Origin of the sequence: Mucilaginibacter glaciei (assembly GCF_014773245.1) — a bacterium.
GTDB classification, from domain to species: domain Bacteria; phylum Bacteroidota; class Bacteroidia; order Sphingobacteriales; family Sphingobacteriaceae; genus Mucilaginibacter; species Mucilaginibacter glaciei.
Window position 1 is genome coordinate 350,878 of record NZ_JACWMX010000004.1, and the last position, 19,161, is coordinate 370,038.

18 protein-coding genes are annotated in these 19,161 nt (G+C 43.9%); 8 read left to right on the forward strand and 10 right to left on the reverse strand.

Annotated elements, in window-relative coordinates; genetic code table 11:
• Both tsaE and porX read right to left on the reverse strand, forming a co-directional pair.
• Positions 1 to 417 carry a tRNA (adenosine(37)-N6)-threonylcarbamoyltransferase complex ATPase subunit type 1 TsaE gene (gene tsaE, locus IDJ76_RS11495; RefSeq protein ID WP_191163460.1) on the reverse strand — a complete coding sequence of 139 codons (417 nt, stop codon included), beginning with the start codon at positions 415 to 417 and terminating at the stop codon, positions 1 to 3.
• A gap of 122 nt (positions 418 to 539) precedes the next feature.
• Positions 540 to 2,093: a T9SS response regulator signal transducer PorX gene (porX, locus tag IDJ76_RS11500; protein WP_191163461.1), complete on the reverse strand. Its 1,554-nt coding sequence runs from the start codon at positions 2,091 to 2,093 to the stop codon at positions 540 to 542.
• A 139-nt stretch (positions 2,094 to 2,232) separates the two neighbouring features.
• Here porX and IDJ76_RS11505 point away from each other — a divergent pair, with 139 nt between their 5' ends.
• The 6 genes from IDJ76_RS11505 (at position 2,233) to efp (ending at position 8,171) form a co-directional block, all read left to right on the forward strand.
• Complete coding sequence (locus IDJ76_RS11505) at positions 2,233 to 3,459, forward strand: HD domain-containing protein (RefSeq protein WP_191163462.1); 1,227 nt, start codon at positions 2,233 to 2,235, stop codon at positions 3,457 to 3,459.
• Between the two features lie 122 nt (positions 3,460 to 3,581).
• Positions 3,582 to 4,625 (forward strand): UDP-3-O-(3-hydroxymyristoyl)glucosamine N-acyltransferase, encoded by a 1,044-nt coding sequence (lpxD, locus tag IDJ76_RS11510; RefSeq protein ID WP_191163463.1) that lies wholly within the window; start codon positions 3,582 to 3,584, stop codon positions 4,623 to 4,625.
• 91 nt (positions 4,626 to 4,716) lie between these two features.
• Entirely contained in the window at positions 4,717 to 6,114 is a 1,398-nt protein-coding gene (locus IDJ76_RS11515; protein WP_191163464.1) for a bifunctional UDP-3-O-[3-hydroxymyristoyl] N-acetylglucosamine deacetylase/3-hydroxyacyl-ACP dehydratase, read from the forward strand.
• Positions 6,115 to 6,117: 3 nt separating this feature from the next.
• A complete protein-coding gene (gene lpxA / locus IDJ76_RS11520) occupies positions 6,118 to 6,903 on the forward strand; it encodes an acyl-ACP--UDP-N-acetylglucosamine O-acyltransferase (RefSeq protein WP_191163465.1) in 786 nt (261 codons plus the stop codon).
• Entirely contained in the window at positions 6,903 to 7,520 is a 618-nt protein-coding gene (locus IDJ76_RS11525) for an ABC transporter ATP-binding protein (protein WP_191163466.1), read from the forward strand. The genes lpxA and IDJ76_RS11525 overlap by 1 nt, the downstream gene beginning before the upstream one ends.
• A gap of 87 nt (positions 7,521 to 7,607) precedes the next feature.
• Positions 7,608 to 8,171, forward strand: a complete 564-nt coding sequence (gene efp, locus IDJ76_RS11530; protein ID WP_191163467.1) for an elongation factor P — start codon at positions 7,608 to 7,610, stop codon at positions 8,169 to 8,171.
• Between the two features lie 96 nt (positions 8,172 to 8,267).
• Here efp and IDJ76_RS11535 read toward each other — a convergent pair whose 3' ends face one another.
• The 3 genes from IDJ76_RS11535 to IDJ76_RS11545 are packed head-to-tail and all read right to left on the reverse strand — an operon-like array spanning position 8,268 to position 10,122.
• Positions 8,268 to 9,035 carry an exodeoxyribonuclease III gene (locus IDJ76_RS11535; RefSeq protein ID WP_191163468.1) on the reverse strand — a complete coding sequence of 256 codons (768 nt, stop codon included), beginning with the start codon at positions 9,033 to 9,035 and terminating at the stop codon, positions 8,268 to 8,270.
• A gap of 12 nt (positions 9,036 to 9,047) precedes the next feature.
• Positions 9,048 to 9,758, reverse strand: coding sequence for a peptidylprolyl isomerase (locus tag IDJ76_RS11540; RefSeq protein ID WP_191163469.1), 711 nt, complete (start codon positions 9,756 to 9,758; stop codon positions 9,048 to 9,050).
• 7 nt (positions 9,759 to 9,765) lie between these two features.
• The gene (locus IDJ76_RS11545; protein ID WP_191163470.1) at positions 9,766 to 10,122 is read right to left on the reverse strand and encodes a hypothetical protein; all 357 of its coding nucleotides are present in this window, start codon (positions 10,120 to 10,122) and stop codon (positions 9,766 to 9,768) included.
• 137 nt (positions 10,123 to 10,259) lie between these two features.
• On the opposite strand from IDJ76_RS11545, the gene IDJ76_RS11550 reads away from it, so the two are divergent.
• On the forward strand, positions 10,260 to 10,586 hold the full coding sequence (locus tag IDJ76_RS11550; RefSeq protein ID WP_191163471.1) for a hypothetical protein: 327 nt from the start codon (positions 10,260 to 10,262) through the stop codon (positions 10,584 to 10,586).
• Between the two features lie 66 nt (positions 10,587 to 10,652).
• Positions 10,653 to 12,953, forward strand: a complete 2,301-nt coding sequence (locus tag IDJ76_RS11555; protein ID WP_191163472.1) for a TonB-dependent receptor — start codon at positions 10,653 to 10,655, stop codon at positions 12,951 to 12,953.
• A gap of 171 nt (positions 12,954 to 13,124) precedes the next feature.
• Here IDJ76_RS11555 and IDJ76_RS11560 read toward each other — a convergent pair whose 3' ends face one another.
• The 5 genes from IDJ76_RS11560 to thrA form a co-directional block, all read right to left on the reverse strand.
• On the reverse strand, positions 13,125 to 13,730 hold the full coding sequence (locus IDJ76_RS11560) for an HAD family hydrolase (RefSeq protein WP_191163473.1): 606 nt from the start codon (positions 13,728 to 13,730) through the stop codon (positions 13,125 to 13,127).
• Positions 13,727 to 14,146 carry a hypothetical protein gene (locus IDJ76_RS11565; protein WP_191163474.1) on the reverse strand — a complete coding sequence of 140 codons (420 nt, stop codon included), beginning with the start codon at positions 14,144 to 14,146 and terminating at the stop codon, positions 13,727 to 13,729. The genes IDJ76_RS11560 and IDJ76_RS11565 overlap by 4 nt, the downstream gene beginning before the upstream one ends.
• A gap of 10 nt (positions 14,147 to 14,156) precedes the next feature.
• Positions 14,157 to 15,467, reverse strand: coding sequence for a threonine synthase (thrC, locus tag IDJ76_RS11570; protein WP_191163475.1), 1,311 nt, complete (start codon positions 15,465 to 15,467; stop codon positions 14,157 to 14,159).
• 109 nt (positions 15,468 to 15,576) lie between these two features.
• The gene (locus IDJ76_RS11575) at positions 15,577 to 16,512 is read right to left on the reverse strand and encodes a homoserine kinase (protein ID WP_191163476.1); all 936 of its coding nucleotides are present in this window, start codon (positions 16,510 to 16,512) and stop codon (positions 15,577 to 15,579) included.
• A gap of 1 nt (position 16,513) precedes the next feature.
• The gene (thrA, locus tag IDJ76_RS11580) at positions 16,514 to 18,964 is read right to left on the reverse strand and encodes a bifunctional aspartate kinase/homoserine dehydrogenase I (protein ID WP_191163477.1); all 2,451 of its coding nucleotides are present in this window, start codon (positions 18,962 to 18,964) and stop codon (positions 16,514 to 16,516) included.
• Positions 18,965 to 19,161 lie beyond the last annotated feature (197 nt).

Below are 19,161 nucleotides of genomic sequence, written 5' to 3' on the forward strand. Positions count from 1 at the left end.
TCAAATGTTTTCAACAGTTATCTGCCGGGTGGTATCATCCAAAATTTCGATGCGAATGCCGGTGTATGTGTCGGGTATGAGCCCTGCTATTTTTTCGGGCCACTCAATAAAGCAATAATTGCCACTGTCAAAATATTCTTCGTAACCTAAATCGAGTGCTTCCGTCTGGTTGCTTAACCTGTAAAAGTCGAAATGAAAAACAGGGCCTTTATCGCTTTTATATTCATTCACGATTGAGAATGTAGGGCTGGTAACCGAGTCATTTACGCCTAACTGCGCGCACATGGTTTTAATTAGGGTGGTTTTACCTGCGCCCATTTCACCGTAAAATAACAGGATGCGGTTAGTCCTCGCGAATTCAAGGATGCTGGTAGCCGCGCCGGGAAGGTCTGCGGGTGATGAGGTGATGATATCCATGATACTTTTTAAAGCGTTATGGCGAGGTACGAAGCAATCTCCCGACAAGCATATCTGATATGGACAGCTTTGAGAGTGCTTAATACCTCGCAATGACGCGCTGATTTATATAATCAAAGATCTTATTTAGGCCCGTAAGTTACAATTGGGATGATCATTTCTTCTAACGAGATACCGCCGTGCTGAAAGGTCTCATTATAGAAATTCACAAAATGATTGTAGTTATTAGGGTATACAAAATAGCTGTCGCCCTTTGCAAATACAAAGCTGCTACTTACGTGCAGTTTTGGTAGCATAGCATCATGCGGGTTACGTACGTGAAATACCTCCTTAGCATTATAATTTAAGTTTTTACCTTGCTTGTAACGCAGGTTGGTATTTGTGTTACGGTCCCCAATGATCTTGCTGGGGTTTTTCACCCGGATAGTACCGTGATCTGTAGTGATAATAACCCTTGCTTGTTTAGACGCAAGAAACTTAAGCAGCTCAAACAACGGCGAGTGCTCAAACCAAGAGAGGGTTAATGAGCGGTATGCTGCATCATCGCTGGCCAGTTCACGTATCATTTGCATATCTGTACGGGCATGGCTCAGCATATCAACAAAGTTGTAAACCACCACATTTAGATCGTTACCCATTAGGTTATTTACAGATTCGTTTAGCGCGCGGCCCTCGTCAATATTTAATATTTTATGGTAAGAATGCTTAATATCCTTACGTAAAACACGCTTTAACTGGTCGGTCACAAAATCCGACTCATGAAGATTTTTCCCGCCCTCATCCTCGTCATTTTGCCACATTTGCGGATAGCGCCTTTCCATTTCAAGCGGCATCAGGCCAGAGAATATGGAGTTACGTGCATATTGCGTTGCTGTTGGCAAAATACTGTAATAGGTATCTTCTTCCTCTAACCTAAAGTACTCTGATATGATGGGGTTTATGATTTTGAACTGATCATACCTCAGGTTATCTATCAGTATAAAAAAAACCGGGCCATTGCCATCCAGCTTGGGGAACACCTTCTTTTTAAACAACTGTGGCGAGCTTGTAGGGCCATTCTCCGGGTCTTTTATCCAACCCAGGTAGTTACGCTCGACAAACTTGCAAAACTGCACGTTCGCTTCGGCCTTTTGCATGGTTAATATCTCGTGCATACCGCTGTCCTGCAAGGTTTCCAGCTCCAGCTCCCAGTAAATTAATTTCTTGTAAACATCTACCCACTCCTGATAGCTTAAATTATCATTAAGGCTCATCCCCAGGTTGCGAAAATCCTGCTGATAAGCCATGGTTGTTTTAGCACCTACCAGTTTCTTATTCTCGGTAAGTTTTTTAATGGTCAGTAATATCTGTTTGGGATGTACCGGTTTAATCAGGTAGTCGTCAATTTTAGATCCGATAGCATCCTCCATTAAATATTCTTCCTCATTTTTGGTAATGAGTACAATGGGCACATCGTTATTTATATTTTTTATTTGCTGCAATGTTTCCAGCCCGGTAAGGCCCGGCATGTTCTCGTCTAAAAACACCAGGTCGAAATAACCCTTTTTAAATTCCTCGACAGCATCGGTACCATTGGTTACGGTTGTGACTTTGTAGCCCTTTTCACTTAAGAACAGTATATGTGGTTTAAGCAGATCAATTTCGTCGTCGGCCCATAATATTGTGGTATCCTGCATAATATATTTAATTTTACCCCCTTATAACCTTAAGGCAGTATATTTTGTTGTAAACATATACAAAGGTTTAACATATATTAACATTAACAGGGTGCTTGTTTTGTCATAATTCAACACTTTTGCATACTCGAAAGCTACTTTGAACAAAAAGAAAATAATAAACGACCCGGTATATGGGTTCATCAGCATCCCGTCGGAGCTGGTGTTTGACCTGATAGAGCACCCGTATTTTCAGCGCCTGCGTTATATTAAGCAATTGGGGATGACACACCTGGTGTACCCGGGGGCGTTGCATACCCGTTTTCATCATGCCTTAGGGGCAATGCACCTGATGGGCACAGCAGTAGAAACACTTTGCAATAAAGGTGTTGATATCACTCCGGAAGAGAAAGAAGGATTAACTATTGCCATTTTATTGCATGATGTTGGCCACGGGCCGTTCTCGCACGCGTTGGAACAAACCATAGTTGAAGAAATAGATCATGAGGATATTTCTATCCTCTTGATGGATAAACTGAACGAAGAATTTGGCGGAAGGTTAACTACAGCCATTAGTATATTTAAAGGCACACACCCTAAAAACTACCTGCATCAACTGGTATCAAGCCAACTGGATATGGACCGCATGGACTACCTGAACCGGGATAGTTTTTTTACCGGCGTATCTGAAGGGGTGATCAGTTCTGACCGGATCATTAAGATGCTTAACGTAAAGGATAACGCCATAGCTGTAGAGGAAAAGGGGATCTATTCGATAGAGAAATTCCTGATATCGCGCAGGCTGATGTACTGGCAGGTGTATCTTCATAAAACCGTTATCGCTGCCGAGCAGCTTTTATGCAAGATTTTTAAACGCAGCCGCGAGCTGGCTTTGACAGGCAGCAAATTCCCGGTTACGCCGGCCCTTGCTTACTTTTTAGAAAATGTAATTGGTAAAGCCGAGTTTATGAGCAATAGTAAACACCTGGATACCTTTGCGTTGCTGGATGATACCGATGTGATGGCCGCGGTTAAAATATGGGCTGATGCAGACGACTTTGTTTTGAAGACCCTTTGCCACAACCTCATCAACCGGAAACTTTTTCATGTAGATATCACTGCAGAAAGGCCTGATGACGAGATGGTGAAAAATTTAAGGGCTAACGCCATGAAAAAATATAAAATAACTGCCCACGAAGCCGAATACTTTGTGTTTACCGATAGCATCCGTAACAACGCTTATAATAAAGGCGATGGTAATATCCATATATTAATGAAGAACGGTAGCATAAAAGATATCACGCTGGCCAGCGACAATTCGAACCTGGAGGCTTTATCTAAAACGGTAAAAAAACATATACTTTGTTACAGCAAAGAACTGTTATAGGTTGTTTGGTATTGAATAAAAACAAGTACAGTCTTGAAGGGTATTAAATTACATATAAATTACCTGCCATTCACCATTAATTAATGATTTGTTGCTATGGTTTTAACATTTAAATTTGTACGATGCAATTTACCGCAAAGGATATAGCCTTAATGCTTAAAGGTACAGTAGAAGGCAACCCGCTTGCGGAGGTTAGCCATTTAGCCAAGATAGAAGAAGCACAGGCGGGTTCGTTGTCATTTCTAGCTAACCCTAAATATGAACAGTACTTATATGTTACCAACGCCTCTATCGTAATTATTAATAACGACCAGCAATTAGCCGCGCCTGTAAAATCGACACTGATCCGTGTGGAGAACGCCTACAGCGCGTTTACCATTTTATTAGAAGCTTACAATACCTTTAAGCTGCAAAAAGAGGGCATCGAACAGCCATCATTTGTACATGAATCAGCAACAGTTGGCAGCAACGCATACATAGGCGCTTTTGCCTACATTAGCCAGGACGTAAAAATTGGTAATAACTGCAAAATATATCCAAACTGCTATATCGCCGGTAATGTAAAGTTGGGCGATAATGTTACCTTGTTCCCTGGTGTAGTTATTTACTTTGATTGTGTGATAGGCAGTAATGTAATCATACATTCGGGCGCGGTTATTGGCAGCGATGGTTTTGGGTTTGCCCCCAACCCCGATGGAACTTATAATAAAATTGCACAGATAGGCAATGTAATTATTGAGGACGATGTTGAGGTAGGATCTAACGCCACGATAGACCGGGCCACAATGGGGTCAACCATTATTCGCAAAGGTGTCAAAATTGATAATTTAGTGCAAATAGCTCATAACGTTGAGGTAGGTGCAAATACTGTCATTGCTGCACAAACAGGGATTGCCGGCAGCAGCAAATTGGGCGAAAATGTTATGTTGGGCGGGCAGGTTGGCGTGGTTGGACATATTACATTAGCTAAGGGCACACAAGTGCAGGCACAGGCAGGCGTTAGCCGCTCAATAGTCGAAGAAGGAAAAAGGTGGGCCGGCTCCCCGGCCATAGGTTATACTGCCGATATGAGGTCGAACGTAATAGTAAGCCATCTGCCTGAATTGGAACGGAGAGTAAGAGAGTTAGAAACCATCATAAAAGAATTGAAAAAAGATGTTCAATAGTTCAATGCTCATTGGTTCAATAGTTCGTTAATTTGAATAATTGAGTGTTACCAATGAACTTTTAAACTAGTGAACCAATGAACTGCATACAATGAATGTAAAACAAAGAACTATTAAGGCACCTGTAACTATTTCTGGTACAGGCTTGCACACAGGCGAAAAAGTCACGATGACGTTTAACCCTGCTGCAGAGAAACACGGCTACAAATTTCGCCGTATAGATTTGCCCGGTCAGCCCGTAATCGATGCTGATTGTGATAATGTGACCGATACGTCAAGGGGTACTACACTCACCCAAAATGGCGCCAGCGTAAGCACTGTTGAACATGTGTTAGCCGCTTTAGTTGGTTTGGAGATAGATAATGTGCTGATAGATATGGACGGGCCCGAAACCCCCATAATGGATGGCAGTTCTATCCAGTTTATTGATGCCATTGAAGCAATAGGGTTTACCGAACAGGATGCCGATAGGGAATATTATCACATCCCGTACAACATTCATTACTCTGAGCCCGATCGTAAGGTTGACATGGTTGCTATGCCGTTAGATGACGACTACCGCTTTACCTGCATGGTGGATTATAACTCACAGGTTTTGGGCAGCCAGCATTCCACCATATCCAGCATTAGTGAATTTAAAAAAGAGATCGCGTCAAGCCGTACGTTTTGCTTTCTGCATGAGTTGGAGGCTTTATTAAAGCACGACCTAATCAAAGGCGGCGACCTGAACAACGCGATTGTTGTAGTTGACAAAAAGGTTGACGAAGAAGAATTAGCTCATCTGGCTAAACTATTCAATCGTAAAGATATCAGCGTAGCACCGCAAGGCATCCTTAACAATATTGAATTAAGGCACCAGAACGAGCCCGCCCGGCATAAATTATTGGATATGATAGGCGACCTTGCCCTGGTAGGCGTGCCGCTTAAAGGCCATATTATGGCGGCAAGGCCGGGCCACGCGGCAAACGTTGCGTTTGCAAAAAAAATAAAAGCACTGATCAAAAAAGAGCGCGGCCGTAAACATGTAAAGGTATATGACCCCAACATGAAACCGGTTTATGATACCGTTCAGATTATGAATATATTGCCGCACCGCCCGCCAATGTTGTTGATAGACAAAATATTGGAGTTAAGCAAAACCCATGTGGTGGGCTTAAAGGCTGTTACCATGAACGAACCTTTCTTTGTAGGCCACTTCCCAGGGGCACCCGTTATGCCGGGAGTATTACAGATAGAGGCCATGGCACAAACTGGCGGCATTTTGGTACTCAACACCGTGCCCGATCCTGAAAACTGGTTAACCTTATTCCTGAAAATAGAAAATGCGCGCTTTAAAGACAAGGTTTTGCCAGGCGATACGTTAATATTCCGTTGTGACCTTATTGCCCCTATCCGCCGTGGTATAGCGCAGATGAAAGGTATTGGTATGGTTGGAGAAAAAATTGTTGTTGAGGCCGAGTTAATGGCACAAATAGTTAAATACAAATAAAATATGATACAGCCGTTAGCATACATCCATCCGCAGGCCCGGATAGCCGATAACGTGGTTATCGAACCCTTCGTTACTATCCACAAGGATGTTGAAATTGGCGAAGGCACCTGGGTGGGTTCCAACTCGGTAATAATGGATGGCGCACGTATCGGCAAAAATTGCCGTATTTTCCCCGGCGCGGTGGTATCAGCCCCGCCACAGGATTTGAAATACAAAGGCGAACCAAGTACCGTTACAGTAGGCGATAATACGGTTATCCGCGAATGTGTTACCCTAAACCGCGGTACCGCTTTAGACAAAAACACCACCACCATAGGCAGTAATTGCTTGCTGATGGCTTATGTGCACGTAGCGCATGATTGTGTTATTGGCGATAATGTGATCATTGCAAACGGCGTACAGTTAGCAGGTCACATCAACGTTTACGATTATGCTTTTATAGGCGGTACGTCTGCCGTGCACCAGTTTGTCGAGATCGGTGCGCACAGCATGATCTCTGGCGGGTCGTTAGTGCGTAAAGATGTACCTCCCTTTACTAAGGCCGGCCGCGAGCCGTTGAGCTACATCGGTATCAACTCGGTAGGTTTACGACGCAGGGGATATTCGGCTACTACCATTAATGAGATCCAGGAGATCTACCGGATTATCTTCCTGAAAAAATATAACATGACCAAAGCCTTGGATATTATAGAGGCCGAATTTAATCCAACTGTTGAACGCGACGAGATCATCAACTTTGTGCAAAATTCGCAGCGGGGTATCATGAAGGGTTTCGGCAGCAGCTAATGCAAATTACGCTTGATAATATTGGCCGGCGTTTTAACCGGGAATGGATCTTCAAGGGGATAACCTATACCTTTAATCAACATGGTAGCTATGCCATTCTTGGGCCTAACGGCTCAGGTAAGTCAACTCTGTTGCAGGTTTTAAACGGCAGCTTAGTGCAGTCGGCAGGTAAGCTTTCCTATCTTATGGATGGTAAAAATATCGAACCTGAGGACATTTTTAATTACCTCAGTCTTGCTGCACCTTACCTGGAATTGATAGAAGAATTCACCTTGAATGAAATGGTAGATTTTCATTTTAAATTTAAAACCTACAAAGCGGGCATCAATAAAGCAGCACTTACCGATATACTGAATTTAAAAGGCAGTGGTGATAAAATGATCCGTTACTTTTCGTCGGGGATGAAACAGCGTTTAAAACTGGCACTTGCCTTTTGTGCCGATACGCCGATGCTGATGCTTGACGAGCCAACTTCCAATCTTGACAACCAGGGCATCGACTGGTACCTTAACCTGGTTGAAAAGTTTAGTGCCGACCGCCTTACCATCATTAGCTCCAACCAGGAGCATGAATACAGCTTCTGTAAAGAGCAACTACGTATTGCCGATTATAAATAAGTGCCGGGAAAATAGACATGTAATTTCAAATCTCCGTCCGCAATCTCATGTCTAATATTTATTTTTGTGCCTCAATTATAATAACCCATGGCAAAAGCATCCGACATAAAGAATGGAAATATCCTTCGCTTTAACGGCGAATTGGTGCAGGTAGAAGAGTTTTTACACCGTACACCAGGCAACCTGCGGGCATTTTATCAGGCCCGCATGCGTAATGTGAGGAGTGGAAAATTGGTTGAGTACCGTTTCCGCACGGATGAAGAGGTTGACATTGCCCGTGTTGAAACCAGCAACTACCAGTATCTTTATGAAGATGGCGAATCGTTAGTGGTGATGGATAACGAAACGTACGATCAGCACAACGTGCCTAAAAAATTATTCGGCCCGGCTGTAAAATTCCTTAAAGAAGGTGCTAACGTAACTGTTGCCTTTGAAAGCGAAGAACCTATTATGGGTTCGGTGCCTAATTCGGCCGAGCTGGAAATAACCTATACAGAACCTGCCGTAAAGGGCGATACATCAACCAGTGCACTAAAAAACGCAACTGTCGAAACTGGCGCCGAAATTAAAGTACCCTTGTTTGTAAATATTGGCGACAAAGTTAAAGTTGATACCGCGAGCGGCAGTTATGTAGAACGGGTAAAGGGATAAATTTAAAAAGCTTACAGCATACTCTATTGTTGGATTATCAAAAAGTTCCTCACTATGTTAATTTTAAGATCGGTGCGTATCTGATAATTTACCATTTTAAAACTCCAGCTCCAGAAGTAAGGGGCAATGGTCGGAGTGGCGGGCTTCAGATAAGATTGCTGCCCGTTTAATGTTATCTTCCAGTTCTTTACTGGCCATATTGTAGTCTATCCGCCAGCCTAAATTCTTGCCTCTTGCACCGGCGCGGAAACTCCACCACGTGTAATTGTGCGGTTCCTTATTTACGTGCCTGAACGTGTCTACAAATCCCGATTCTATGAAGGTCTCCATCCATTCCCGCTCCTCCGGCAAAAAACCCGAAGAATTGGCGTTTGATTTAGGGTTATGGATATCTATTGGTTTGTGGCAAATATTGTAATCACCGCATACCACCAACTTTGGGTGTTGCACTTTCAATAATGTAAGGTATTTGCCAAATTCGTCCAGGAAACGGTATTTAAAGATCTGCCTTTCGTCGCCGCTCGAGCCGGATGGAAAGTAAACACTCATTACCGATACCTCATCAAAATCTACACGGATGCACCGCCCCTCGCGGTCAAAATCAGGGATGCCGCAACCATATTCTACGTGGTTAGGTAAGCGTTTGGTGAAAATAGCCGTACCGCTATACCCTTTCTTTTCGGCAGGGAACCAAAAATGCTGGTAACCCATAGCATCTACCAAGCCAAGATCCTTTAACACATCGGGCGTAGCTTTGATCTCTTGCAGGCAAACCACATCAGCATCTGTAGCCTGTAACCACGCCAGCCAATCTTTGCTTATTGCAGAGCGGATGCCGTTAACATTATAAGTGATGATCTTCATAATTCTTATATATTATTTTTTGGCCAGTCCCAATAGTTTATCCAGTTGCTTGCATTCCTTTTTCTTCAGCAACTCAACCATCATTGGTACATTCTCAATAGGGCGGTCACGTGCATCTTTCTTAACGGCGGCAATATGATCTACCATATCAATGCCGGTAACAACCTCGCCATACACGGTGTAGCCATGATCTAATTGCGGGGTGCCACCAACAGTTTTGTAAAACTCGCGCTGCCAGGCCGGGATCTTGTAACCTTTCAAACGGCCATTCTCTAACGAATCCATGCGGGCATCGGTAATGCGTTTGCCTTCAACAATATAGAATTGGCAACCGCTCGATGCCTTTTTAGGGTTATCATCACGCGCAGCGGCTAACACACCACGTTTATGAAATATACTGTCGCGAAACTCGGCAGGCACGGTATAGCCCACATCGCCATTGCCCAATTCGGCCCCCGGTTTTGTTTTGGTGGTATCCTTTGAGTCCGGGTCCCCGCCTTGGATCATAAAGTTTTGGATAACACGATGGAAAAGTGTGCCGTTGTAAAAGCCTTTTTTTGTCAGCTTTATAAAATTGTCGCGGTGTAAAGGCGTTTCATTATACAACCGGATAATACAATCGCCGTAACTCGTTTTAACCCGCACGTATTGGTTTTTTGGCGGTTTAGCAAATGAGGTTATCGTTACGGCCAGTAGACAACAAATTGTAAAAAGTCTTTTCATATCGTAATCATTTAAAATCCCATTCCATTTCGTCTTCAAAATAGTTAATGATCAGCGATTTTAGCAACATCTCCTGCTCCATTATGGTGTAGTTTGGCACCACGTTTACCAGCTTCCAATGCGGCCAACCATCCTGATCCAATCCCTCCAACTCATAAAAGCCCATTTGGCTAAATAGCTTGCAATTAGCAATATGCATCAACTCTTCCTTTTGGCGCTTACTGAATTTTCGCGGCCCCTGGCCCAACTCCTGCACACCTACTAAAAATAGGATCACTTTGATATCCGGCTTTTCATTGTCAAACTCTGTTGCTATCCGCTCTTGCAGCGCAGCCCATTTCAAATTAATTTCGGTAGGTTTCATAACGGCAAATATAACAGTTGCAAGCATGGTATTGCAGGTTTGCCGCTGACCTATTAACAATAATGTTACTTATCAACTAAGCAATTGATATTTTATTAATTACTTTTACGTTGTATTGCAAAAAGCATCAGCTTAGTTTGAAAAAAAGCACCTATCATATCATTTGCGCCTGGGTATTGCTGTTAAGCTTTATAGCCGGCCAGTATATGGTATATGCCCACCAGCATTTTGTTAACAAAGGCGCGCACACTACAGTGTGCCATTCCCCTTTAAAATCATCACAGCCAACCGTTTCAGAAAAATGTGCCGTTTGCGATAGCATGCACCACGTTAATATGGAACTGGTTAGCCCAGCCAGTTACTGCACTGTTGATTATGCTGATTTTGTATTCCATACCTTCCAATACAATTTTACAAGTATTGCGCTCATTCTTGCAGCCGGGCGCGGCCCGCCAACAGCATAATAAATTTTTATTATCCATTCAACGTCACTTAGTGTGGCATTTTCCTGAATTTTTAAATTATTTATTATGAAACTACGAATAGTTAGTTGCCTGTTTTTTTTGTTTTTTCAAGTTTCGGCATTTGCCAATGCCATTGATTTTAAAGGTAAAGTTATTGATGCTAAAACTCACGAGACCCTGCCGGGTGCCGTGATCAGCATTCCCGATCTGCACGTATCTGTCGCCACTAACAATAAAGGCGAGTTCACCTTCCGGGCTATCCCGGCGCGTGGCCGGTACGTGGTACAGGTACAATACCTGAGTTATAAAACATTGACTCAAACGGTCGATTTTTCGTCAACCACACCTATCATTTTCGAGCTGCAGTCCAGCATCATTGAAACTCATGAAGTGGTCATTACAGGTACACCAATTACAGCGGGTAGCCGTTACAACAGCACATCGGCCTCGGTTGTTACCAAAGATCAGTTAATGGGTTCGTCAACCAACTTGATCGACGCACTGGCAAGGGCCGTGCCGGGTGTAAGCCAGATCACCACCAGCCAGGCTATATCTAAGCCTGTTATTCGTGGCTTAAGCTATAACCGCGTGGTAACATTAAATGACGGGGTTAAACAGCAAGGCCAGCAATGGGGGGATGAGCATGGTATTGAGATGGATCAGTTCCAGGCCGAGCGTGTGGAAGTTTTACGCGGCGCAGCTTCATTACAATACGGATCTGACGCGTTAGGCGGCGTGATCAATGTGATTGACCCGCCAACTCCCGCCGAAGGTAATATAAAGGGCGAAGTATTAAGTAACTACTCTACCAACAGCGGGCTCATCAATACATCGGTAATGCTGAGTGGTAACGAAAACGGTTTTGTTTGGCGCGGCCGTGGTACCTACCAAAATGCGCATGAGTTTAATACACCTGCCGGGTATTACATTAACAGCGGGTTTAACCAAACTAATTTTAGCGGCTTATTAGGCGTAAATAAAAGCTGGGGGTATTCGCATTTGAATTTCTCTTACTTTAAAAACAACATCGGTTTTTATGATTCTGAGCCGGGCGACCCACTCTACACCAATAATAAAAGCCGTACGATAGATTTTCCGCGTCAGGATATCCGCCATTATAAATTGGCTTTGAATAACAATTTTATTTTCGGTTCAAGTTCTTTAAAACTCGACTTGGGTTATCAGAAAAACCAGCGCCGGGAATTAGCGGAAACTACTATCCCGAATTTATTTTTTGATCTGAACACCTACTCTTTAGATGCTAAATACTACCTGCCCGAAAGCAATGGCTGGCGGCCGGTTATTGGTATAAGCAGCAGCTTGGGACACAGTGTAAATTTAGGTGAGGAACTGCTAATCCCTGCTTATGATGAGTTGAGTACCGGTGCATTTGTTTATGCCAAGAAAACCTGGGATCAAAATACTTTTAGTGCAGGTGCAAGGTTCGATTATATTAAAAACAAAGGCAAGGCACAAAACAATGATAATGGCGATGTGGTATTTACAGGCTTCGATAACAAGTTTGCTAACGTAAGTGCGGCTTTAGGTTTTACCCACGTTTTCAACGATGATCTGAGCTTTAAGGCCAACGCGGGTTCTGCATTCCGTGCGCCAAACCCTGCCGAACTGGGTTCTAATGGTGTGCATGAAGGTACAGCTCGTTACGAAATTGGAAACGCCAACTTAAGCCCGGAGAGAAGTTATCAGGCTGATGCTACTTTAGAATACGGATCGGGCGTGGTAACGGGTAGTTTTGGTTTGTACGAGAATTATATCCACGATTTTATTTATGCATCAAACACCAACAAAGAGCAGATAACGGTAGTTGATGAGGCAACCGGCTTGCCGCGTGCATATGACGCTTATCGTTACGGACAGGTTAATGCCAATCTTTACGGTTTTGAAGGTAACTTAACCCTGCACCCAGTAGCATTCATTCATTTTGAAAATACCTTTAGCTATACCCACGCTACAAACGAAAGTTTTGACAGGCCGCTGCCATTGATCCCGGCAGGAGTATTACACAATACTTTGCGTTTTGAGCCGAAGATAAAGGGGATATCAGATTTTTATATATCGGCTGGTATTGACAACTACTTTAAACAAAGCCGCATTGATGCCACATTTGAAACACCTGCAGATGGTTACACTTTGATAAACGCCGGGATTGGTGCGACATTCAAAATAGGATCGCAGCCGCTTAAAATTTATGCTTCGGCATCTAATTTGGGCAATAAACGTTATTATGATGCGTTGAGCCGATTAAGGCCGGGCCGTTACAGCCAGGAAGATCCAACTTATGGGGTTTATAATCCGGGGCGTAATATCACCTTTGGGTTTTATCTGCCTTTTGGCACAAATAAGTAATAGGTTTAGAGAGCTTTATAAACGGAAAAGGCGATGGGTATTCCCCGTCGCCTTTTCTGTTTAGTTGGTTGGTGTCATGCCGAATTTATTTCGGCATCCCTATGGACTGGTGACCAGGCGAGTCTAATACTTTGCGTGTGAGATGCTGAAATAAGTTCAGCATGACAAAAATTACAATATTTTCCGCTTTTCTAACTCTTCTTTCAGCTGCTCCGGCGAGGTGAAATAGATACTGTTAATGCCCAGCTTTTCGGCAGCTAATATATTGCGATAGTTATCATCAATAAATAACGATTCCTCTGCCTTTACATCGTATCTATCCAAAAGGATGTGATAAAATGCAGGTGTTGGTTTACGCATCTTTTCGGCACCGGATACTACTATACCATCAAACCAATTCAGAAAATCAAAACGTTCCTGCGCTAAGGGGAAAGTTTCTGCCGACCAGTTGGTCAGCGCATAGATCTTATATTTTCCGCTTGCCTTCAATTCTTTAAAAATCTCTACTGTTCCCTGGAAAGCATCGCCCAGCATTTCTACCCAGCGACCGTAGAATGCGCGAATGTTCGCCTCATGCTCGGGATGTTGACTAACTAAGAGATCCGTACCCTCTTGCAAGGTACGCCCGGCATCCTGCTCTTCGTTCCAATCAGATGTGGTGATATTGTTCAGAAAATCACGCATCTCCTGCTCATCATCAAAAATGGTTTTGTACATGTAGTCGGGGTTCCAGTCAATCAAAACTGCCCCAAGGTCAAATATTATCGTATTAATCACTTCTTCTTTTTTTGTTCGTTTTCCAGTTTATGCTTTATAGCGAGTTTGTCAGAGTTATCTTTTTCAACAACTTTAATATCAGATACTACCGAATCCTGATTCAAGTACAGCACCAGGTATTTGGAGTATACCGTATCCAGCTTATCCATCTTCCGGTTAATCTCGTACTGAAAGCTTTTGTCGGTATAGCTGTTCCATTGCGGGTAGCGCAGCAGGTTGATCACCTCTTTGTATTTCATCCCCTTGAGCTTGTGCGTTGCCAACAGGTCATCTAACATACCATTACGGTTGGGCCAGCTAATGCCGTCCCCGGCATCCCATTCGCGCCTGTCGAATTTCTTTCTACCGCATCCTGTTAGTGCTAATACGATCAACACTATACCCAAAACCAACTGCAACCCCTTATTGTTGAACATTTTAATATTGCTAAACATTGTTCAGCAAATATCCTTTAAATCCTTCAAAATCCTTCCCTAAACTTACTGCTTGTTTTTGTTTTTTTGACAGGTCAGCTACCTGTGGTGGAGTGTCAACTTTATCGGCTATTTCTTTGATGAACACATCCGGGAATTTGCATGGGTGCGCAGTAGACAGGAATACCCCGGCAGTATCCGGCGCGCTATGGTTTTGCTGATATGCTTTCAAAGCCTTCCAGGCAATCGCTGTATGTGGGCAAACCACATAATTATATTGATCCGAAACGGCCTTTACGGCTTCCAGTGTTTCATCATCATCGTAGCGGAAACCTGTCACCAGGTCTTTAAGCCCATTGGCATCATCTTTAAACATATCGGCTATCCTAACCCAGTTGCTTGGATTACCTACGTCCATCGCGTTAGAGAGTGTGGCTACGGATGGTTTCGGCTGATAAACACCCGTCTTCAAAAATTCGGGTACGGTATCATTGGCGTTTGTAGCTGCGATGAACTGCTCAACGGGCAGGCCCATTTTCCAGGCCAGCAAACCGGCTCCAATATTCCCAAAGTTGCCGCTTGGCACCGCGAAAACAACCTTATTTATACCTGCTTTTAACAATTGGGCATAGCCATTAAAATAGTAAAATGTTTGGGGGATCAGCCGGGCGATATTGATGGAATTGGCAGAGGTGAGACGGAATTTTTTATTCAGATCCTCATCTGTAAAAGCCTGTTTAACCAACGCCTGGCAATCGTCGAAAGTGCCATCAACCTCTACCGCGCGGATGTTTTGGCCATTGGTGGTTAATTGGAGTTCCTGAATTTGGCTCACTTTGCCTTTAGGGTAAAGAATAGTTACCCTGGTATTTGGCACACCTAAAAAGCCCAGGGCCACAGCACCGCCTGTATCGCCGGATGTAGCCACTAAAACATCGAGTTGCTTCTCGCCCTCTTCTAAAAAGTAACCCATTATACGGCTCATGAAGCGTGCGCCAAAATCTTTGAATGCTAACGAGGGGCCGTGGAAAAGTTCCAGCACATAAACGTTGTCTTCCAATTTTTCAATCGGCGCATAAAAGTTTATGGCATCGTGGATAATGGCCTTCAGGTCATCTGCCGGGATGTCATCACCCAACAAGTTTTGCGCTACATGGAAAGCGATCTCCGGCAACGTGTACTGATCCAGGTTATTGATAAATTTATCATCGAGAATGGGAATACTCACCGGCATATATAAGCCTTTATCCTGCGGCATACTGTTAAAAACCGCCTCTTTGAAACCAACCCGCAGGTCGGTGTTATTGGTACTGTAGAATTTCATTTGTCTGAATCAGAATTAACAGAATTTAACAATTAACAGAATTATAATCTGATCAGAACAGGGATTCTGAAAATTCAATAATCCTGTAAATTCTGATTCAGATATTTTTTTACCCCAACACCCTCGGCCCTTTATCATTTATGGTCGATACATATCCGTTTGATCCTATTTTGATACTCGTTAGATGCGCCTGTAATTTGGAAGTAATACGTTTTGCGGTTTCCTCATCTCTTGTAAAGGCGAACACCGAAGGGCCCGAGCCGGAGATCCCGAAGCTTACGGCGCCAACGTCCATGGCCATTTTACGCATCTCGTAAAAATCGGGGATGAGCATGCTACGTACCGGTTCTACCAAAACATCCTGCATACTACGGCCTATAAGGTCAATATCCTGCATAAATAGTCCGCTTACCAGGCCTGCTATATTACCCCACTGGGTAACTGCGTCCTTCATCAGGATCTTATTGCGGATGATCTGCCTGGCCTCGCGGGTAGGCACGTCTACATCCGGAAAAACGATGGCACACCATAATCCCGGCGGGTGTGGCAGGCGCACCACATCTAAAGGTTCATAACTGCGGATCAGTACAAAGCCCCCTAATAATGCCGGCGCAACGTTATCAGCATGCCCATGCCCACAGGCCATTTCTTCGCCTTTCATAGCAAATGGCAAAAGTGCCGAAGGGTCTCTTTCATCGCCCAACAGGGTTTTGATCGCAAATAACCCGGCAACCGTACTGGCCGAACTGCTGCCCAGGCCGCTGCCAATAGGCATCTTTTTATGGAGTTCGATATCCAAACCAATATCGGCCCTATCGATGCTTTGCAGATAATGCTGCACGCTGACGCTTACGGTATTCTTCTTCGGGTCGAGCGGTAACCGGCCATCATCTCCGGTAATTTTACTGATGGTAATACCGTGTTTATCCGTTAGGCGCATCATCACCTCATCGCCGGGCTCGTTCACAGCAAAACCCAGCACATCAAAACCGCAAACTACGTTGGCAACAGTGGCAGGGGCAAATACTTTTATAGACTCTTTCATATTAATTAGCACCTATATTTATCAGATCGGCAAATACACCGGCGGCAGTAACCTCGGCACCCGCCCCCGGGCCTTTAACCACTAACGGGCGTTCTTTATACCTATCTGTGGTAAATGATATAATATTATCGCTTCCGCTCAGCATATAAAAAGGGTGACTTTCATCAACACTTTGAAGGGTAATGGATGCTTTGCCATTTTCAAGTTTACCTATGTAACGCAATACTTTTTTATCGGCCTGCGCTTTATCTTTTAAATTAGCGAAGTAAGCATCTTCGGCCTTTAAGGCAGCGTAAAACTCCTCTACAGTTTGCGCGTCGAGGCAAGCCTGGGGTAGCATGTTTTCTATTTCTACATCGGCCTCTTCCATTTCGTAGCCGGCATCGCGGGCAAGGATGAGCATCTTGCGCATAAAATCTTTTCCGCTTAAGTCATCGCGCGGATCGGGTTCGGTGTAGCCTTTTTCCTGCGCCTCTTTAACCACATCGTGGAAATTAGCGTCGCCTTTGAAGTGGTTAAAGATATAGGAGATCGTTCCGGATAGGATAGCCTCGATGCGTTGTACCCTGTCGCCACTGCTCATCAGATCTTTTAAAGTGCGGATGATGGGCAAACCAGCGCCAACGTTAGTCTCATAAAAAAAGTCGACACCATGGCGGCGGGCGGTGTCCCTAAAGTTTTTGTATTGACTATAGCTTGCTGAGTTCCCTATTTTATTGCAGGTAACTACAGATATATTCGCTTTAAAAACCTGCTCATAAAACGCTATGGGTTTCGGGCTGGCGGTATTATCGATGAACACGCAATTGGGCAGGTTCATTTCTTTCATTTTGTTAATGAATTCCTGCAAATCGGCAGTTTGCATAGATCCCTGTAATTCTTCCTCCCAGTTATCTAAAGAAAGACCGTCACTGTTAAACACCATTTTACGGGTATTGCTGATACCTGCTATCTTTACCTGGATGCCGTTATTCTTTTGCAGGAAATCGCTGTTTGCCTGTAATTGCTTAAACAGGGTTTTGCCGATATTGCCCGTACCGAGGCAAAATGCATGAAGGGTTTTAGTCAGTTCGATAAAGAACGCATCGTGCACAGCATTGAGCGCTTTTGAAAGGTCTGTAGCAGAAATAATTACCGAGATATTATACTCGGACGAGCCCTGCGCTATAGCCCTTACATTTACACCATTACGGCCCAATGCATGGAACAACTTACCGCTCACACCTGGGGTTTGCTTCATATTCTCGCCTACTATAGCTAATATGGCCTGCCCTTGCTCCACAACTAATGGCTCCAGCTTATTGGCTAACAGTTCCAGCTCAAACTCCTGTTCGATGAGTAATTTGGCCTTTTCTATATCATGCGGCTGCACCGCAAATGTGATGCTGTGCTCTGATGATGATTGGGTTATGAGGATGATATTGATCTGCTCGCGCGCAAGTAATGAAAACAACCTGCCGCTAAAGCCCGATTTGCCCACCATGCCGCTGCCTTCCAAACTCAGGATACTAATGTTATTGATAGACGAGATCCCTTTGATGGGCAAGTTAGACGCCTTACAATCATGACGGATTACAGTCCCCGCAAACGCAGGCTCAAATGTGTTTTTGATCACTATCGGGATCTTTTTCAAAAATGCCGGTATCATGGTTGGCGGATAAATTACCTTAGCACCGAAGTACGAAAGCTCCATCGCCTCAGTATACGAAAGCTCCTCCAACGGGAAAGCCTTTTTCACCATGCGCGGGTCTGCTGTCATCATACCATTTACGTCCGTCCATATCTGGATCTCTTCAGCATTTAATGCTGAGCCAAATATGGCGGCGGTGTAATCGCTGCCACCACGACCAAGAGTTGTGATCTGCCCGGCATCATTACCCGCAATAAAACCCGTCACAAATAAAAGCTTGTCGCTATTTTCCTGTTGGAAACTTTTTATCAGCAATTCGGTCAATTCTATATTCACTTTGGCGTTGCCAAAGGCACTATCGGTTTTAATTAGTTCAGATGCATCAACAAACAAAGCATTCTTAAAATGTTGCGCAGCGATTTTACTGATCATTAAGGTAGAGCAGCGTTCGCCATAACTCACAATCTGGTCGCGTGTTTTAGGGGTCAGTTCGCGCAGGGTCAGTACACCTTGCAGCAATTCTTCCAGCTGATTAAAGTGGATCTTTAAGCGGGTGTAGGCCGGGTTTTGGTTTTGAATGTCAAGCAAAGCCTTCACTACATCAAAGTGGCGTTTCTCTAAGTCGGCCAGTTGCGCGGTAAACTCATTTCCGCTTGCTGCATTCTCAGCCATTGAAAGCAGCAGGTTAGTTACGCCGCTCATGGCACTTAAAACCACTACCGGGCTGTTGCCCTGGTTTTGCTCACTTTTTAATATTTCCAGCAAGGTTTTGATACTGCTTACTGAACCTACGGAAGTACCGCCGAATTTTAAAACTTTCATTTGTTGTGCTAATAAAAAAGCCTTCCTCTTTTCGGAGGAAGGCTTTCATTTGGTTTGTTTTATGTTTTACACCATACGATTATCTTCCCCCGTGTTTTATGCCGGTGGTAATAATTGTTGTAATTGTGGTGTTGTTAATTGTCATATATAATGTTGGTAAATTAAGTAGTTTATTTTTTAAGAAACAAGCAGGCGGC

What these genes read in the sequence shown, in the direction of transcription:
- tsaE (WP_191163460.1), bottom strand. Translation starts at nt 417, where the DNA reads ATGGATATCATCACCTCATCACCCGCAGACCTTCCCGGCGCGGCTACC.
- porX (WP_191163461.1), bottom strand. Translation starts at nt 2,093, where the DNA reads ATGCAGGATACCACAATATTATGGGCCGACGACGAAATTGATCTGCTT.
- lpxD (WP_191163463.1), top strand. Translation starts at nt 3,582, where the DNA reads ATGCAATTTACCGCAAAGGATATAGCCTTAATGCTTAAAGGTACAGTA.
- IDJ76_RS11515 (WP_191163464.1), top strand. Translation starts at nt 4,717, where the DNA reads ATGAATGTAAAACAAAGAACTATTAAGGCACCTGTAACTATTTCTGGT.
- lpxA (WP_191163465.1), top strand. Translation starts at nt 6,118, where the DNA reads ATGATACAGCCGTTAGCATACATCCATCCGCAGGCCCGGATAGCCGAT.
- IDJ76_RS11525 (WP_191163466.1), top strand. Translation starts at nt 6,903, where the DNA reads ATGCAAATTACGCTTGATAATATTGGCCGGCGTTTTAACCGGGAATGG.
- efp (WP_191163467.1), top strand. Translation starts at nt 7,608, where the DNA reads ATGGCAAAAGCATCCGACATAAAGAATGGAAATATCCTTCGCTTTAAC.
- IDJ76_RS11535 (WP_191163468.1), bottom strand. Translation starts at nt 9,035, where the DNA reads ATGAAGATCATCACTTATAATGTTAACGGCATCCGCTCTGCAATAAGC.
- IDJ76_RS11540 (WP_191163469.1), bottom strand. Translation starts at nt 9,758, where the DNA reads ATGAAAAGACTTTTTACAATTTGTTGTCTACTGGCCGTAACGATAACC.
- IDJ76_RS11545 (WP_191163470.1), bottom strand. Translation starts at nt 10,122, where the DNA reads ATGAAACCTACCGAAATTAATTTGAAATGGGCTGCGCTGCAAGAGCGG.
- IDJ76_RS11555 (WP_191163472.1), top strand. Translation starts at nt 10,653, where the DNA reads ATGAAACTACGAATAGTTAGTTGCCTGTTTTTTTTGTTTTTTCAAGTT.
- IDJ76_RS11565 (WP_191163474.1), bottom strand. Translation starts at nt 14,146, where the DNA reads ATGTTCAACAATAAGGGGTTGCAGTTGGTTTTGGGTATAGTGTTGATC.
- thrC (WP_191163475.1), bottom strand. Translation starts at nt 15,467, where the DNA reads ATGAAATTCTACAGTACCAATAACACCGACCTGCGGGTTGGTTTCAAA.
- IDJ76_RS11575 (WP_191163476.1), bottom strand. Translation starts at nt 16,512, where the DNA reads ATGAAAGAGTCTATAAAAGTATTTGCCCCTGCCACTGTTGCCAACGTA.
- thrA (WP_191163477.1), bottom strand. Translation starts at nt 18,964, where the DNA reads ATGAAAGTTTTAAAATTCGGCGGTACTTCCGTAGGTTCAGTAAGCAGT.